Genomic DNA, 16,526 nt, shown 5'->3' on the forward strand with positions numbered 1-16,526 from the left:
GCTTGTTATAATCGACAAGAGTTGCCATCCACCATTTCTGCCTGTTGTCTTTGGTTGACACCATGACAAGGGAAATTTCTATACAAGCGGAAAGAAGACTGGCATATTAGTTTGGGATGCGAATAGCACGAGCGTTCGTTTCACAGAAAAATAGTTCATTCCCTTAGGAGACACAATGCGTCAAACGAATTTCGCGCTCGCGCTGCTGACCGCAGCCGCGCTGGCCGCATGCGGCGGCACCGGCAGCAGCGGTGGCGATCAAACGCACGCCGTTACGTTCAGCCAGCAAGTCAGCTTCGGCGACAGCCTGTCGGACGTCGGCACGTATAAAGTCGGCGCGATCGCGGCCGCCGGCGGCGGCACCTTCACCATCAACGGCGACAACACGAGCGTCAACCCGGCTTACACCGGCAAGAACTGGACGGAAGTCCTGGCTGCCGAGCTGAACCTGCCGAAGCCATGCGCCGCCCAGACCGGCCTGCAAGGCGTCGACAACGCCAACCCGGCGCTCGACTTCAATGTCCCGGTCGTCAACTACGCCAACTGCTACAACTATGCGCAGGGCGGCTCGCGCGTGACCGATCCGATCGGTTCGCACCACCGCACCAACGATCCGCAAGTGGGCCAGCTGACCGTGCCGCTCGTGACCCAGATCGCCAACCACCTGGCCAAGCCGAACGTCAACGGCAAGTTCAGCGGCACCGAGCTGGTCACCGTCATGTCCGGCGGTAACGACGTGCTGATGCAACTGGGCGCGCTGAGCGCCGGCGCCACCGCGGCCGGCACCCGTGCCGGCCAGACGGCCTTCCCGACCCTGCTGGTCACCGGCCTGGTCGCCACCGTGCCGACCGCAAACCGCGCCGCCGCACCGGCAGCCATCACCACCGCAGTGCAGACCGCGGCGGCTGCGGGCGGCAACCAGCAGACCATCGCCGGCGCCGCCGTGATGGCCGCCATTAACCTGCAAGCCGATCCGGCAGCAGCGCAGGCCGCCGCCGCCAAGGCCGGTACCGATGCGGCCGCCGCCGGCGCCAAGGCCGGCGCCGACTACGCCGCCGCGCAAGGTCCGGCCATGGTCGCCGCACTCGGCAAGGCCGGCGCCGAAATGGCTGCGCTGGTGAAGACCCAGATCGTCGCCAAGGGCGCGAACTATGTCGTCGTCAACAACCTGCCGGACGTCGCCAGCACCCCGTCGGGCAAGGCGCAGAGCGCGGAGACCCAGGTGCTGATCGGCGCCATGGTCGACGCCTTCAACGCGCAACTAAAGGCCGGCCTGGGCGACGATCCGAAGATCGCCTACGTCGACCTGTTCTCCGTCAGCCGCGACCAGGTCGCCAATCCGGCCATCTACGGCCTGACCAACACCGCGCAGAAGGCCTGCACCAGCGACTCGTCGCTGACCTGCACCGCCAAGACGCTGTCGGCGCCGGACGTGAGCCACTACATGTTCGCCGACGACATCCACCCGACCCCGTACGAGTACTGGCTGGTCACGCGCTATGTCTTGAAAGACATGGCTGTCAAAGGCTGGCTGTAATCCGATAACAGATTGGCCGCGCCTGCCTCCAAGGGGCGGGTGCGGCCGGCTTCAACAAGAATTCAGGAGAAAGTATGAAAGTACGTATGAATAGCGTCGCCAAAACGCTGGTCGCCGCCGCCGCGCTGGCATGCGCCGCGGGCGCGTCGGCCCAGTCGGCCGGCCAGTTCACCGTGAAGGTCGGCGTCAACCAGCTGACCCCGAAGGTCGAGAGCGGCGACATCTCGGCGCCGGCCCTGCCGTTCACCAAGGCCGACGTCAAGAGCGACATCCAGCCGGTCGTGATCATCGCCTACGGCCTGACCGACAACATCTCGCTCGAAGGCGCGCTCGGCACGCCGTACAAGCACAAGATCATCGGCGCGGGTTCGATCGCCGGCACCGGCGAGCTGGGCACGGTCGAGGCGCTGCCGCCGACCCTGTTCGCGCAGTACCGCTTCTTCGCACCGACGGCGACCTTCCGTCCCTTCGTCGGCATCGGCGCCACCTATGCCTACTTCATGAAGGCGCGCGGTTCGGGCAAGCTGACCGCCCTGACCAACCCGGGCGGCAACCCGACGACCTTCGACATCGATAACAAGTTCACCTACACGGCGCAAGTCGGCGTGGCGATGAACTTCAACGAAAAATGGTTCGCCGACGTCACCGTCAACAAGAGCCGTGTGCGCACCGACGTGCACTTCTCCACCGGCCAGAACCAGCACATGAAGCTCGATCCGGTCGCCGTGGTGCTGGCCGTCGGCTACAAGTTCTAAGGATCCGCGCGGTTCGCCGCCTCCGGCCGGCCGGGCGCCACCGCCTTGCCGGCTTTTTTTACGTCCATTCATCCATGCACCAGCCCAGAACCTTGCACCTCGTTTGCCCGCGGCAGTGCCGCTTCATGCCGATCATATTGAGCTGCCTGGGCATCTCCATGCTCGTTCCCGTGTTGGCGAACAGCGGGCAGCGCGCGCCGCAGGGCGCGGCCGGCTACCTGTTCATCGCAGTGGCGCTCGGCATGCTCGCCTGCATGCTTGGCATCCTGTACCGCAACCTCGTGTTCAGGGACAGCCTCATCGTCGTCCGCAGCGAAGGAATGCCGGGCCAGCGCTTCGACTGTTTCGTCCACGAGATCCTGGCCGTACGCCGCCTGCCGGCGCCGGCGCCGTCTTCGCCCGAAGGCAAATGGGCCGCGCTCGGCCTGGGGGAAGGCTTGATCGAAATCCGCACGGAGACTGGCAGCCTACGCTTCGGCGCCGGCCTGCACGAGCATGCGATCGATGCGGCGATCGAACGCATCACCGCCTTCTGCCAGCTCCAGTGGGGCCTGCAGGCTTAATGCAGGCTGGACGCGTAGGCCGCGAAACGCTCGCCGCTGAGCGCGCGCTCGTAGAGGTAGCCCTGGTACACGAAACAGCCGGCTTCGGACAGCCATTCGCGCTGGCCCTGGGTTTCGACGCCTTCGGCGATCACCTGCAGGCCCAGGCTGCCGCCGAGGGCGATGATGGAGCGCACGATCGAGGCGTCGTTGCGGTCGGTGAGCACGTCGCGCATGAAGGAATAATCGATTTTCAGCTGGGCCAGCGGCAGTTTGCGCAGGTAGGCCAGCGACGAGTAACCGGTGCCGAAGTCGTCGAGCGAGAAGGTGATGCCGAGGCGGCGCAGGGTTTCCATCGTCTCGACCGTGTGCGCGAAATCGGTCACCACCAGCGTCTCGGTAAGTTCGAATTTCAGGCCGTGCGGATCGACACCGGTGGCCGCCAGGATCTCCTGGGTCATGGCGACGAAATCGGGCTCGACGAACTGGCGCGCGCTGACGTTCACCGACAGCGACAGGTGGCGCGTGGCCGGATTTCTCTGCCAGGCAGCCAGCTCGAGGCAGGCCGTGCCCAGTACCCAGCGCCCGATGTCGACGATCAGGCTGGTTTCCTCGGCCTGCTTGATGAAATCGGTCGGGTACAGGATGTCGCCGTTCGGCTGGCGCCAGCGCAGGAGCGCCTCGGCGCCGATCACGCGGCTCTCGCCGTCCAGCTGCGGCTGGTAGTTCAGCATGAACTCGTGGTTGCGCAGTGCGCGCCGCAGCCCGTTCTCGAGTTCCGAGCGGGCCGTCCACTTGGCCTGCATGTCGGGGTCGAAGAAGCGGAAGGTGTTACGTCCGGCCGCCTTGGCCTGGTACATCGCCGTGTCGGCCTGTTTCAGGGTCGATTCGACGGTGTCGGTGGCGCCGCTGATCATGGTCACGCCGACGCTGGTCGAGACCGCATACGCGAAATCGGCCAGCTGGAAGGGCGCGCGCATCGCGTTCACCACCTTGGCAGCCACGGTTTCGGCCTGGTGCGCGGCGGCCTCCATCGTCTCTTCCTCGGGCTGCACCAGGATCACGAACTCGTCGCCGCCCAGGCGCGCCACCATGTCGGCTTCGCGCACGCTGTGCTCGAGGCGGCGGGCGACGGCCTGCAGCAGCATGTCGCCGGCCGCGTGGCCGTGGGTGTCGTTGAGCGTCTTGAAATTGTCGAGGTCGAGGAACATCAGCGCCCCGATCTTGCGCGACCGCGCACTGCCGAGCAGGGCGCGGCGCAGGTGGTCGAGCAGGCTGGCGCGGTTCGGCAGTTCGGTCAGGGCGTCGAAATAGGCGAGGCGGTGGATACGCGCCTCGTTGCTCTTGCGCTCGCTGATGTCGGTGCTGATCACCAGGATCTTTTGCGGCGCGCTCGTGGCCGGGTCGGCCGGCACCACCGTCCAGCGCGTGTCGGCGTGCAGCAGGCTGCCGTCGCGCCGGCGCTGGTGCAGTTCGCCCACCCATTCGCCTTCGTAAAGCGCGGTTTTGTAGGCTTCGCTATAGGCGGCGTGGTCGTCGCACAGCAGGTCGGACATGCGCTGGCCGACGGCTTCCTCCGCTTCCCAGCCGTAGAGCCGCTCGGCGCCCTTGTTCCAGTAAGTGATGTGCGAACCCATGTCCATCACGAAGATGGCGTCGCGCGCCTTATCCAGCAGCGCGGCCTGTTCGCGCGCCAGCATGTCGGCGCGGCGCAGCACCGTGATGTCGCCGATGAAGCCTTCGAGCGCCTCGACATTGCCGTCCTCGTCGAACACGGCCGAGCCCTGTTCCCAGGCCCAGCGCAGCTTGCCGGATGCGGTCGTGAAGCGGTAGGTGAACTGGAAGGCGCGGCGCTCGCGCACCGCGGTCTCGGTTTCCTCGGCGACGCGGGCGCGGTCGTCTGGATGGATCAGGCTGGCAAACGACATCGGATGCTCGCCCGTGAAGGCCGATGCCGGGTAGCCGGTGAGCTTTTCGACGCCGGCGCTGAAAAAGATCATCGTCCAGTCGGGATCGTTCAGGCAGCGGTAGGCCACGCCCGGCAAGTTGCTCAGCAATAGCTCGAGCGACAAGCCGGACGCCGCCGGGGAACGCAAATTCGTCGTTGCTGGATGGCTAGATGAGTGCATGTTCCGCGCGCTTGAGATAGGTGGAACACTATCAGGGGCTTGCTTGATTAAGCACACATGGTAACGCGAAAGTAGTGTCGATTCGTTACCAGAGCGGCGCTTTATTCGATCTGTTGCCAGATCAACACGCATCTATACAGGCTTTTACCCGGCCCGGATAGACGGGCCGGGGTAGCGGCGTTAGAACGCAGCGATACCCGTCTGCGCCCGGCCCAGGATCAGGGCGTGGATGTCGTGCGTGCCTTCATAGGTGTTCACGACTTCGAGGTTGACCATGTGGCGGATGATGCGTCTGCGCCCGGCCCAGGATCAGGGCGTGGATGTCGTGCGTGCCTTCATAGGTGTTCACGACTTCGAGGTTGACCATGTGGCGGATGATGCCGAACTCGTCGGAGATGCCGTTCCCGCCCAGCATGTCGCGCGCGACGCGCGCCACGTCCAGCGCCTTGCCGCAGGAATTACGCTTCATCATCGAGGTGATCTCGACCGCCGCCGTGCCCTCGTCCTTCATCCGGCCCAGGCGCAGGCAGCCCTGCAGGCCGAGGGTGATCTCGGTCTGCATGTCGGCCAGCTTCTTCTGCACCAGCTGGTTCGCGGCCAGCGGTTTGCCGAACTGGTGGCGATCCATGGTGTACTGGCGCGCCGTCTGCCAGCAGGCTTCGGCTGCACCCAATGCACCCCAGGCGATGCCGTAGCGCGCCGAGTTCAGGCAGGTGAACGGGCCCTTCAGGCCGCGCACGTCGGGGAAGGCGTTTTCTTCAGGGCAGAACACGTTGTCCATCACGATCTCGCCGGTGACGGAGGCGCGCAGGCCGAACTTGCCGTGAATGGCAGGAGCGCTCAGGCCTTCCATGCCCTTGTCGAGGACGAAGCCGCGGATCGCGCCTTCGTCGTCTTTCGCCCAGACGACGAACACGTCGGCGACCGGCGAATTGGTGATCCACATTTTCGAACCGGTCAGCGCATAGCCGCCATCGACCTTGCGCGCGCGCGTGACCATCGAGCCCGGATCGGAGCCGTGGTTCGGTTCGGTCAAACCGAAGCAGCCGATCCATTCGCCGGTGGCCAGCTTCGGCAGGTATTTCTGCTTGGTCGCCTCGTTGCCGAACTCGTAGATCGGTACCATCACGAGCGAGGATTGCACGCTCATCATCGAGCGGTAACCCGAATCGACGCGCTCGACTTCACGCGCGATCAGGCCGTAGGCGACGTAGTTCAGGCCGGGGCCGCCGTATTGTTCGGGGATGGTCGGGCCGAGCAGGCCGAGTTCGCCCATCTCGCGGAAGATGGTCGTGTCCATCGCCTCGTGGCGGAAGGCTTCCAGGATGCGCGGCTGCAGCTTCGTCGGTCAGCTGGCTGTTGAGCAGCAGCGGATCGTCCCAGTGGAAGGCGGCCTTGCGTGGCGAATCGGAATGGTTCATGGATGTCCTGGTCTCGGTTTCTTGTGGGAGGCGCAGCGTGCGGTGGTGCCGCGCCGCGCCAGGCCATTATAGGAAGGAGAGCGCGGGCCATCTTTTCAAACTGCGACAGCCATTTTCATAATTGTATGGACAAGACCCTTGCCGGCTACTGCGCGAAGGAAACCGCGTTTGCCAGGCCGACATTGCGCAGGCGCGAAATGTCGCGCGTCGGCGCGTCGCCGAAATGGCGTGTGTATTCGCGGCTGAACTGCGAGGCGCTCGCATAGCCTACGCGCTGGCAGGCCAGGCTCGCATCCATGCCGGTCGAGAGCATCAGCCGCCGCGCCTCCTGCAAGCGCAGGGTTTTCTGGAACTGCAACGGACTCATCGAGGTCAGCGACTTGAACTGCTCGTGCAGTGAAGACGGACTCATGTGTGCAAGCGCGGCCATGTCGTCGATGCGGATGGCCTGGTCGTAATTGGCGCGGATCCAGGCGACGACCTTGCCGATGCGGTGCGATTCGATCCGGCCAAGCTGCGCCAGCCGCGCGCCGAACGGGCCGCGCAGCAGGCGCAGCAGGATTTCGTCGATCACCAGCGGCGCCAGCAACGCAGCATCCTCCTTCTGCGCCGCCAGCGCCATCAGCCGTGCCGCCGCGTCGATGACAGGCTCGCCGGCCTGCGCCACGTGCACCGCGCGCTGGTCGCGCAGCGGCGGCACGCCGTCCGGATAAACCTTCAGGATCAGTTCGCCAAGGCGCGCCTGGTCGAAGTCGAGCCGGAAGGATAGATAGGGTGCCGCCGCGCTTGCTTGGCGAATCAGCGCCGCGATCGGCAGGTCGAGCGAGAAGATCATCATGCGCGACGGGTCGTAGTCGTACGACTCGCCGCCCAGCATCACCGTCTTCGCCCCCTGGGCGACGATGCACAAGGCCGGGCGGTGCAGGCCGTGCACCAGTTCCGTGCTGGAACTGGCGGCGCGCACGGCATGCACACCGGGAATGCAGGTCGCGAAGCTGCCGTCGTACGGCGCAAGGGCGGCCAGGTGGCCGGCCAGGCGCGCCAGGGCGCCGGCAGCGGACGTATGGTCGAGTGGTGTCATGGCGATGAGCAGTCAGGATACACCATCGGCGCCGGCCCTAGGCTGCGTGGTCGGTGGACTCCGACAGGACGCGCCATTCGTCCAGCCCAGCGCGGCGGGCAGCGAGCGCGGCCTGCGTCATGGCAACGGCGTCGCTGCCAGCCAGCAACTGCTGCGGCGGCGTTTCCATCCCCGCAAGGCGAACGACGAGCGCAGCCAGCTTGACCGGATCGCCCAGCTGCTTGCCTCGGTAGGGACTGTAGGCGTCCTCGACCGTACCTTGTGCGGCGTAGTCGTCGATCGTCTTCGCGCCATAGCGCACCGAGCTTGCATCGAGGAATTCGGTCCGGAAGAAGCCGGGTTCGACCGCAGTCACGTGGATGCCGAATGGTTGCAGTTCGGTTGCCAGCGAAGCCGACAAGCCCTCGATCGCGTACTTGGTCGCGCAATACACCGAAGCGCCGCTGAAGCCGAGCAAGCCGCCGACCGAGCTGATATTGATGACGTGGCCGGCGCGCTGGCGCCGCATGACGGGCAGCACTGCCTGCAGCATGTGCATCACGCCGTAGACATTCACGTCGAACTGACGTGCGACTGCGGCCATCGGCACTTCTTCCAGGTTGCCCATTTGTCCGTAGGCGGCATTATTGACGAGCACGTCGATCCGGCCGAAGCGCTCGACTGCGGCCTCGACGGCGGGAAGCGCCTGCGCTTCGATGGCGACGTCGAGGGCGAGCGGCAGCAGGCGCGCCGGATCGGCATCCGCGAAGCGCTCCTGCAATTGGGCCAGACTGCGGCCCGTAGCGACGACGTTGTCGCCGTGGGCGAGGGCGGCGCGGGCGATGTCGGCGCCGATGCCGCGACCGGCACCCGTGATGAACCAGGTTTTACGCATGATTGCTCTCCATGTTGTGCCATGCGAATGGCGTTGATATGGACAGCATGGTAGGGCGCGACCTGCACGCCGGTTTGCCTGAAACTCCGGCAAGCTGGCACGATCCTCGCCATCTGCATGGTGGGCAGCGGGTCAGGCGGCCCCGGTCGTGCCGAAGCGTCCGCCGTGGAACAGCAAGCCGGCCTGCGGCTGCACATTGCAGTCCTCGACTTCGCCCACAAAAATCACGTGGTCGCCTTCCGGATAGCGGCTGCGGTTATGGCATTCGAACCAGGCGGTCACGCCTTTCAGGATCGGCAGGCCGGTGCGCGAGAGTTCGTAGTCGACGCCCTCGAAGGGATCGATCCCGCTGCGGCGCGAGAAGCGCAGGGCCAGGTCTTGCTGGCCGGCGGCGAGCACGTTGATGACGTAATGCGAGTTGCCGCTGAAGACAGGCATGCTGTTGGCGCCCGCGCCCAGGCTCCACAGCACCAGCGGCGGATCGAGCGAGACGGAATTGAACGAACTGGCGGTCAGGCCGCGGAAGCTGCCGTCGGCAAGCCGCGTCGTGATCACGGTCACGCCGGTGGCGAACTGCGACAGCGCCTGGCGGAAATGCGCCGAGTCGAATCCGCGCTCGGTGGCGCGGGGAGAGCGTGTGTTCATTGGTACCCTGGAAAGTTGCACGCTCATTATGCCATCGCCGCCCGGCGGCCGTCGCCACGACAGGGCGGGCCCTTCCGCAAAAGCTAACGCGCCAGCATGGCGGAGCACTTTGCGTTAGCATCGACCCATCTGGAACAACAGGCGAGGCATGGCATGAGCGAGCAAGGACAGCGTGAGGTAGCGATTCTGGGCGGCGGATGTTTCTGGTGCGTCGAGGCCGTGTACCTCGAGGTGCGCGGGGTCACGCGCGTCGAATCGGGCTATATGGGCGGACATGTCGTGAACCCGACCTACGAGCAGGTATGCGGCGCCGGCACCGGGCACGCCGAGGTCGTGCGCCTCGAATTCGATCCGGCCGTCATCAGCTACCGCGACATCCTGCAGATCTTCTTCACCATCCACGATCCGACCACCCAAGACCGCCAGGGCAACGACGTCGGCCCGCAATACCGCTCGGTGATCTTCTTCGAGAACCCGGAGCAGGAAGCGACCGCGCGCCAGGTGATGGCGGAAATGGCCGCGGTCTGGGACGCGCCGCTGGTGACGCAGCTGGCGCCGAGCGAGACCTGGTACAAGGCCGAGGAATATCACCAGAATTACTATGCCCAGCACCCGATGCAGGGGTATTGCGCGTTCGTGGTGGCGCCGAAGGTGGCGAAGTTTCGCAAGACGTTTTCGCACTGGATGAAATGACCTGGGGCGCATCGGCCTTGTGATGCGCCGCCCGCGCCTTACGAATACATGTACTTGCGCGACCATGGCATCTGCGCCGGGTCTTCCCCCGCCTTGCCGCCCACGATCTGGTACAGGCTGATCCAGTCGTGGGCAAAGGCGTAGGCGCAGCCGGCCAGGTAGACGTGCCAGATGCGCAGGCGTTTCGGATCGGTCAGGCGGCCGATGTCGTCCAGCCGGTTCTCGAAATTCTCCGTCCACAGGGTGCAGGTGCGGGCGTAGTGGCGGCGCAGGTTTTCGACGTCGCGTACCTCCAGGCCGCCTTGCTGCATGGCCTTGATCACCGTCGACAGGTGGGCCAGCTCTCCCTGCGGGAACACGTACTGGTCGATGAACTCGCCGCCGCCGTAGGGCGTGGCGCGGGCGGCGACGTCGGTGGTGGTGATCCCGTGGTTCATGACCACGCCGCCCGGCGCCAGCAGGGCGGCGATCTTGCCGAAGTAGGCGGCCAGGTGCTGCAGGCCCACGTGCTCGAACATGCCGACGCTGGTGATGCGGTCGAATTCGCCGTCGAGGTCGCGGTAATCCTGCAGGCGGATCTCGACCAGCCCCTCCAGCCCGGCGCGGGCCACGCGTTCGCGCGCGAGCTGCGCCTGGTTTTCCGAGAGCGTGATGCCGACGCAGCGCGCGCCGAAGCGTTCGGCCGCGCGGATCGCCAGCGCGCCCCAGCCGCAGCCGATGTCGAGCAAACGCTGGCCCGGACGCAGGTCGATCTTGCGCAGGATGTGGTCGATCTTCTTGACCTGCGCGCCGGCCAGGTCTTCGTCGCCGTCCTCGAAATAGGCGCAGGAATACACCAGGTTCGGATCGAGCCAGGCGGCATAGAAATCGTTGGAGACGTCGTAGTGGTAGCGGATCGCCTCGGCGTCGCGCGCGCGCGTGTGCTTCGAGAACAGGCGCAGGGGATTCGGACGGCGCCTGGCGTCGCCCCTGGCGGCGGCCAGGGCGCTGCCGATGTGGATCATGTCGGCGGCGCGGCCGCGGATTTCGAGCGCGCCTTCGACATAGGCCCGTCCCAGGCTGTAGAGGGTGGGGGAGAGCAGGTAGCGCAGGCTGGAGGGATGAGGCACGCGGATCGTCACGCGCGGCGGGTCGGACGAAAAATCCAGGTGCTCCCCGTTCCACAGTTCCACGCGCAAGGGTAAGGATAGCTGGCTGCGCAGGCCGCTGCTCCAGGCGCTGAGCTTCATCTCGGTGAACATGGCTTCCTCCGGCGGTAAGCGCGCCGGCCAGAGCGCGCCGGCATCGAAACCCGCCTTCGGAGCGTAGTGCAGCGGTAGCTACGCACCGGCTGCCATCACCCGCTAAAACGGGTTCCTACGAGCCTGTGAAAAAATCACCATGGCTGCGTTGCACCGCCTCGCCGTACCCTCGTACTGTCTTCGTCGGCGCGCCTTGCCCTGACAATTTTTTCACACGCTCTACGGTTGCAAACGCTGCCGTGCCCAGCTTCCGTCTTCCTGCCGCTCGTAGACGATGCGGTCGTGGAAACGCGAACGGCGCCCCTGCCAGAACTCGATGCGCTCGGGCACCAGGCGGAAGCCGCCCCAGTTGGCGGGACGCGCCGGCGCGTCGCCGGCGGAGGCGGCGACCGCTTCGTAGTTCCGTTCCAGGGCCGCGCGGTTGTCGATCGGCGCGCTCTGCTGGGAGGCGATCGCCGACAGGCGGCTCTTCAACGGCCTGCTATGGAAATACTTGTCGCTTTCTTCGGCCGAGGTCGTTTCGACCCGGCCTTCGATGCGCACTTGGCGTTCAAGTTCGCTCCAGAAGAATAGCAGCGCCGCATACGGATTGGCGCGCAATTCCTGAGCTTTTCGACTGTCGTAGTTGGTGTACCAGGTGAAACCGCGCTCATCGAATTGTTTTACCAACACGATGCGCGAACTCGGGCGGCCATCTGCCGCCACCGTCGCCACATTCATCGCATTCGGTTCGTTCACCTGCGCCTTCAAGGCCTGTTCGAACCAGCGCGTGAACTGCAGCATCGGGTCGTCCAATACGTCGTCTTCGTTCAGGCTGGCCTGGCCGTAATCCTTGCGCAAATCGGCCACCGCCTCGCCGATCGCCGGCGCGTTCGGGGCCGCGCTACTCCCTGCAACGGCACCGGCGTCGATGCCGCGGCGGCGCGCCATGGCCTCGCCCAGTTGCGCCATCTGCGCGGGCGAGAACAGGCGCAGCGCCATCGGCGCCATCGTGTTTTCCTCGCGCTCCATGTGGGCCGAATAGCGCTGGCAGAAGCGCTGCACGGCGGAGGCCGACAGGGTGCTGGCGCTGCCCTCGGCAATCGCCGTCAGCTGCTCGTGCAGGTCTTGCCAGAGGGTGTCCATGTCCTTGTGGTCTTGCAGGATCACCGGCGCCAGCGCCTGCAGCGTGGCGGCGTCGTCGCCCTGCGCCACGGCGCGCAGCATTGGGATCAGGTTCTGCTCCTCGTCGTCGTGGTGCAGGTGCGCGGCCTTCTCGAAATACTTCAGCACGGCGCCGGCGGCCTGGCGTGCGGCCTCGTCGGCACCGTGTTCGGGCAGGTGCGACAGCAGGCGCTCGAGCGTGCTCAGTTGCTTGCGGATGCGGCCGTGGCAGTGCTTGAGCACGGCGATCGGCTGGTCGAAGCCGGGCGCCGTATCAGGAAGGAAATCGTTCATGTGCGTATTTTTGACAGAGGGAAGTTTTTTGATTGACAGAGCGCTATTTTAGTGCGGGCGCGAAAGATCCGTCCGGTAAAATGGCCGGATGAACGCAATCGAATCCCCACTCTTTTCGGCGCCGCAAGGCGATGACATCGACTTCGCGCGCCGCTTCGGCGGCGTTGGCCGTCTCTACGGCGAGCGTGCACTGGAACGTTTTAGAACGGCGCACGTTTGCGTGATCGGGGTGGGCGGCGTCGGCTCGTGGCTGGTCGAGGCGCTGGCGCGTAGTGCGGTCGGCCGCCTGACCCTGATCGACCTCGACAACGTGGCCGAATCGAACATCAATCGCCAGATCCAGGCGCTGACCGAGACCATCGGCCAGCCCAAGATCGAGGCGCTGCGCGACCGCATCGCTGGGATCAATCCCTATTGCCAAGTGACCCTGGTCGAGGATTTCATCGAACCGGACAATATTGCCCAGATGATCGGCGGCAAGGGCTTCGATTACGTCGTCGATGCCATCGACAGCGTGAAAGCCAAGGCCGCGCTGATCGCGTTCTGCCGCGAGCAGGGCATCCCGCTGCTGACCAGCGGCGGCGCCGGCGGCCAGCTCGACCCGACCAAGATCGAAGTGCGCGACCTGGCCCGCACCGAGCAGGAACCGCTGCTGAAGAAGGTGCGCAAGGTCTTGCGTGCGCAGTATGGTTTTTCGCGCGGCGAGAAGCAGAAATACCATATCGACGCCGTGTTTTCGATGGAGCCGCTGCGCTATCCGGAAGCGGAGGACGCTTGCGAGATCGAATCGAGCATCACCGGCCTGAATTGCGCCGGCTTCGGCTCGAGCATGGTGGTGACGGCCAGTTTCGGCATGATCGCGGCGGCCCACATCCTGCGCAAGATGGCGGAGGCTGCATCGAGCGAGCTGGTGCAAGCCGTCCCGCAGCCCGAGTTTGTAAGCGTCTGAGTCACCGCTGGGCAGGCCGACGCGGGCTTGCTATGATGGGATGTCGATTGAACTCCTGTCATTGAAAGAGCCCACATGATGCGTCGTATCACTTTAGCCGCCCTGATGCTGGCGGCCTCCGCCGCCCACGCCCAGCAAGCCACTCCGGCCGTCACGCCGGCCAATGCGCCGACGCCGGCTGCCGCACCGGCCACCCCTGCCGCCACCGACCAGGCGGCCACCGCTGTGCGCCAGCAAGGCGTCCAGAGCGCCGCCGACCAGGCCGCCGCCACCTCGCAGCAGGCCGCCGGCCAGGCTGCCGCCCCGACCGAACCGAGTGCCGCGGCCCAGGCCGCCGCCGCCGCGCAAGCCGCGCAGCCGGTGCCGCCGACGCCGTCCGGCCCCCAGCTGCAAATCGTCGACCGCGTGGTCGGCAAGGGCAAGGAAGCCAGCATCGGCAACCAGGTGCGCGTCAATTACACGGGCTGGTTCCACAAGCCGCTGTCGAGCACTGGCCGCGGCCGCAAATTCGATTCCTCGCTCGACGCCGGCCGCGAGCCGCTCGAATTCCGCCTCGGCGCCGGCCAGGTCATCAAGGGCTGGGAGCAGGGCGTGGCCGGCATGAAGGTCGGCGGCAAGCGCACCCTGATCATTCCGAGCCAGCTCGCCTACGGCAAGCGCGGCGCGCCGGGCGGCTCGATTCCGCCGGACAGCGATCTGATTTTTGATGTGGAACTGCTCGGCGTTAAATAACCTCAATCATTGGCGGGAGAACGGCTATGCGTATCGCGAACGATGTGACTGAACTGATCGGCAATACCCCTCTCGTCAGGATCCGCAAGCTGGGATCCGGTGGTGCGCAAAACGGTGCCCGGATCCTGGCCAAGCTCGAGTTCCACAATCCCGCGCACAGCGTCAAGGATCGCATCGGCCTGGCCATGATCGAAGCGGCCGAGCAGGCCGGCAAGATCGGCCCGGACACCGTCGTCGTCGAGCCCACCAGCGGCAACACCGGCATCGCGCTGGCGATGGTGTGCGCCGCGCGCGGCTACCGCTGCAAGCTCGTCATGCCAGAGACCATGAGCAACGAGCGGCGCATGCTGCTGCGCGCCTATGGCGCCGAGCTGGTGCTCACGCCCGGCTCGGAAGGCATGCTCGGTGCGATCCGCCGCGCCGAGGAAATCGTCGCGAGCGATCCGCACGCCTTCATGCCGCAGCAGTTCAACAATCCCGCCAACCCCGAGGTGCACCGCCGCACGACCGCCGAGGAAATCTGGCGCGACACCGACGGCCAGGTCGACATCGTGGTGGCCGGCGTCGGCACCGGCGGCACCATCACCGGCGTCGGCGAAGTGCTGAAGGAACGCAAACCCGGTTTCCAGGCCATCGCCGTCGAACCCGAAGCCTCGCCGATGCTGTCGAAAGGAACGAAAGGCCCGCATCCGCTCCAGGGCATCGGCGCCGGCTTCGTGCCGCAGGTCTTGAATACCGGGATCTATGACGAGATCATCACCGTCAGCAACGACAACGCCTTCGAAACGGCGCGCGCCGCCGCCCGCGAAGAGGGTTTGCTGGTCGGGATCTCGTCGGGCGCGGCCCTGTGGGCGGCGCTGCAGGTGGCGCAGCGGCCGGAGAATGCGGGCAAGACGATCGTGGTGATCATCCCGTCGTTTGGTGAGCGCTATCTGAGTACGGCCTTGTTCGCTAATTTAGCCGGCTGAGCGTTAATTGACGCGTGGACGGGGAACCCGTCCACCCTACAGCCACCGCCGTAGGGTGGTCAGCTCCACCACCGCACGGTGCGCATCCGCACCGTATGCGCTGCCCACGCGGTGATCGATGGCAGCAAGATCATCCGGATCGATAACGGAGCCGGTAACGATTTAAGCGATCAACGCACACCGATGCTGCAAGGTTCCTTCTTCCACCTGCAGCGTGCAATGCCCGATCGCATACTCGTCCCGTAGTGTCGTCGCGATTCTGTCGATGGCGACGTCGCCCGGATACCCGCCCGGCATCACCAGGTGCGCGGTCAGCGCCGTCTCGGTGGTGCTCATCGCCCAGATGTGCAGGTCGTGCACCCCGGCCACGCCCGGCTGGTCGGCCAGGAAATGCTTGATCGCGGCCGCGTCGACGCTGTCGGGCACGGCTGCCATCACCAGGCGCAGCGATTCGCGCAGCAGCGACCAGGTGCCGGCGACGATCACCAGCACGATTACCAGGCTGACCGCCGGGTCGAGCCAGGTCCAGCCGGTGCCCATGATGACCAGGCCCGAGACCACCACCCCCAGCGAGATCGCGGCGTCGGCCGCCATATGCAGGTAGGCGCCGCGGATATTCAAGTCGCCCTTGCTGCCAGCCATGAACAGCCAGGCCGAAAAGCCGTTGATCGCGACGCCGATGGCCGCCACCACCGACACCGTGAGTCCGGCCACGGGCGCGGGCGCCGTGAAGCGGTGCACGGCTTCCCAGGCGATGGCGCCGCAGGCGGCCAGCAGCAGCAGGGCATTGGCCAGCGCCGCCAGGATCGAGGAGCTGCGCATGCCGTAGGTGTAGCGCGCGCTCGGCGCGCGTTTGGCGAGCACCGCTGCGGCCCAGGCCAGCACCAGGCCCAGCACGTCCGACAGGTTATGGCCGGCGTCGGCCATCAGCGCCGTCGAGTTGGCCAGGAAACCGTAGACGAATTCGATGGCGACGAAGACCGCGTTGACGCCGATCGCCAGTGCGAAGGCGCGTCCGTGGCCGGCGGCGGGCGTGTGATGATGGTGGTGCCCATGGCCGTGGTGGTGGCCGTGGCCGTGATGGTGGTGATGATCGTGATCGTGGCTCATGCGTCCATTCCGGTGGTGGGTTCGGCGATGTGCTCGACCATGGTGGCGAGCAGGGTGCCGATGTGGGCGTCGGCGGCGGCATAGAACACCTGCTTGCCCTGGCGCTCGGCTTTCACGATGCGCGCCGCGCGCAGCAGGCGCAAGTGGTGGCTGACGAGCGAGCTCGACAGGGTGAGGGTAGCGGCGATCTCGCCCACTGCGGTCGGCTGCGCCAGACAGGCCAGCACGATGCGCAGGCGGGTCGGATCGCCCAGCAAATGGAACAGATCGGCCATCTGGCCGATGGCATCCTCGGGGGTGTCGGGTGTCGCCATTGTTAACATGTGAATAGTTGTTCACATGTTAGATCATTGTCTGCCGTTCGACAAGTCCATTTCTCGCAAAGCCAGCAGTGGTGCGCCTTTCGGCTGAA

General features: G+C 65.7%; 15 protein-coding genes and 1 pseudogene. 7 read left to right on the forward strand and 9 right to left on the reverse strand.

The window, feature by feature from the left end; all coding sequences use genetic code 11:
• The first annotated feature begins 175 nt into the window (after nt 1–175).
• The 3 genes from ASF77_RS19580 (at nt 176) to ASF77_RS19590 (ending at nt 2,855) form a co-directional block, all read left to right on the forward strand.
• Nucleotides 176–1,537, forward strand: a complete 1,362-nt coding sequence (locus ASF77_RS19580) for an SGNH/GDSL hydrolase family protein (protein ID WP_056343257.1) — start codon at nt 176–178, stop codon at nt 1,535–1,537.
• A 74-nt stretch (nt 1,538–1,611) separates the two neighbouring features.
• A complete protein-coding gene (locus ASF77_RS19585; RefSeq protein WP_156648949.1) occupies nt 1,612–2,292 on the forward strand; it encodes an OmpW family protein in 681 nt (226 codons plus the stop codon).
• Between the two features lie 125 nt (nt 2,293–2,417).
• A complete protein-coding gene (locus ASF77_RS19590; RefSeq protein WP_156648950.1) occupies nt 2,418–2,855 on the forward strand; it encodes a hypothetical protein in 438 nt (145 codons plus the stop codon).
• Here ASF77_RS19590 and ASF77_RS19595 read toward each other — a convergent pair.
• From ASF77_RS19595 to ASF77_RS19615, 5 genes and pseudogenes are all read right to left on the reverse strand, one after another.
• Nucleotides 2,852–4,891, reverse strand: a complete 2,040-nt coding sequence (locus ASF77_RS19595; RefSeq protein WP_229445504.1) for a bifunctional diguanylate cyclase/phosphodiesterase — start codon at nt 4,889–4,891, stop codon at nt 2,852–2,854. The two genes, ASF77_RS19590 and ASF77_RS19595, sit on opposite strands and share 4 nt — an antisense overlap.
• Nucleotides 4,892–5,207: 316 nt before the next feature.
• Nucleotides 5,208–6,384: pseudogene (locus tag ASF77_RS19600) on the reverse strand (acyl-CoA dehydrogenase).
• 145 nt (nt 6,385–6,529) lie between these two features.
• Nucleotides 6,530–7,465, reverse strand: a complete 936-nt coding sequence (locus ASF77_RS19605; protein WP_056343267.1) for an AraC family transcriptional regulator — start codon at nt 7,463–7,465, stop codon at nt 6,530–6,532.
• A 37-nt stretch (nt 7,466–7,502) separates the two neighbouring features.
• Nucleotides 7,503–8,339: an oxidoreductase gene (locus ASF77_RS19610; RefSeq protein ID WP_056343268.1), complete on the reverse strand. Its 837-nt coding sequence runs from the start codon at nt 8,337–8,339 to the stop codon at nt 7,503–7,505.
• A gap of 132 nt (nt 8,340–8,471) precedes the next feature.
• Nucleotides 8,472–8,984 carry a flavin reductase family protein gene (locus ASF77_RS19615; RefSeq protein ID WP_056343271.1) on the reverse strand — a complete coding sequence of 171 codons (513 nt, stop codon included), beginning with the start codon at nt 8,982–8,984 and terminating at the stop codon, nt 8,472–8,474.
• Between the two features lie 153 nt (nt 8,985–9,137).
• On the opposite strand from ASF77_RS19615, the gene msrA reads away from it, so the two are divergent.
• Nucleotides 9,138–9,677 (forward strand): peptide-methionine (S)-S-oxide reductase MsrA, encoded by a 540-nt coding sequence (gene msrA, locus ASF77_RS19620; RefSeq protein ID WP_056343274.1) that lies wholly within the window; start codon nt 9,138–9,140, stop codon nt 9,675–9,677.
• Nucleotides 9,678–9,715: 38 nt separating this feature from the next.
• On the opposite strand, the gene ASF77_RS19625 is transcribed toward msrA, so the two are convergent.
• Together ASF77_RS19625 and pdxH are read right to left on the reverse strand one after the other, a co-directional pair.
• A complete protein-coding gene (locus ASF77_RS19625; RefSeq protein ID WP_056343276.1) occupies nt 9,716–10,918 on the reverse strand; it encodes a cyclopropane-fatty-acyl-phospholipid synthase family protein in 1,203 nt (400 codons plus the stop codon).
• 219 nt (nt 10,919–11,137) lie between these two features.
• Nucleotides 11,138–12,355, reverse strand: a complete 1,218-nt coding sequence (gene pdxH / locus ASF77_RS19630) for a pyridoxamine 5'-phosphate oxidase (RefSeq protein WP_056343280.1) — start codon at nt 12,353–12,355, stop codon at nt 11,138–11,140.
• An 88-nt stretch (nt 12,356–12,443) separates the two neighbouring features.
• On the opposite strand from pdxH, the gene tcdA reads away from it, so the two are divergent.
• From tcdA to cysK, 3 genes are all read left to right on the forward strand, one after another.
• A complete protein-coding gene (gene tcdA / locus ASF77_RS19635; RefSeq protein ID WP_056343283.1) occupies nt 12,444–13,304 on the forward strand; it encodes a tRNA cyclic N6-threonylcarbamoyladenosine(37) synthase TcdA in 861 nt (286 codons plus the stop codon).
• Nucleotides 13,305–13,379: 75 nt separating this feature from the next.
• On the forward strand, nt 13,380–14,036 hold the full coding sequence (locus tag ASF77_RS19640) for an FKBP-type peptidyl-prolyl cis-trans isomerase (RefSeq protein ID WP_229445505.1): 657 nt from the start codon (nt 13,380–13,382) through the stop codon (nt 14,034–14,036).
• 26 nt (nt 14,037–14,062) lie between these two features.
• The gene (gene cysK, locus ASF77_RS19645; protein WP_056343285.1) at nt 14,063–15,004 is read left to right on the forward strand and encodes a cysteine synthase A; all 942 of its coding nucleotides are present in this window, start codon (nt 14,063–14,065) and stop codon (nt 15,002–15,004) included.
• Between the two features lie 162 nt (nt 15,005–15,166).
• On the opposite strand, the gene ASF77_RS19650 is transcribed toward cysK, so the two are convergent.
• Nucleotides 15,167–16,114, reverse strand: a complete 948-nt coding sequence (locus ASF77_RS19650) for a cation diffusion facilitator family transporter (RefSeq protein ID WP_056343288.1) — start codon at nt 16,112–16,114, stop codon at nt 15,167–15,169.
• Nucleotides 16,111–16,428, reverse strand: coding sequence for an ArsR/SmtB family transcription factor (locus ASF77_RS19655; protein WP_373961955.1), 318 nt, complete (start codon nt 16,426–16,428; stop codon nt 16,111–16,113). Before ASF77_RS19655 ends, ASF77_RS19650 begins: the two co-directional genes overlap by 4 nt.
• Nucleotides 16,429–16,526 lie beyond the last annotated feature (98 nt).

It is taken from the genome of Massilia sp. Leaf139 (assembly GCF_001424165.1).
Lineage (GTDB): Bacteria > Pseudomonadota > Gammaproteobacteria > Burkholderiales > Burkholderiaceae_D > Telluria.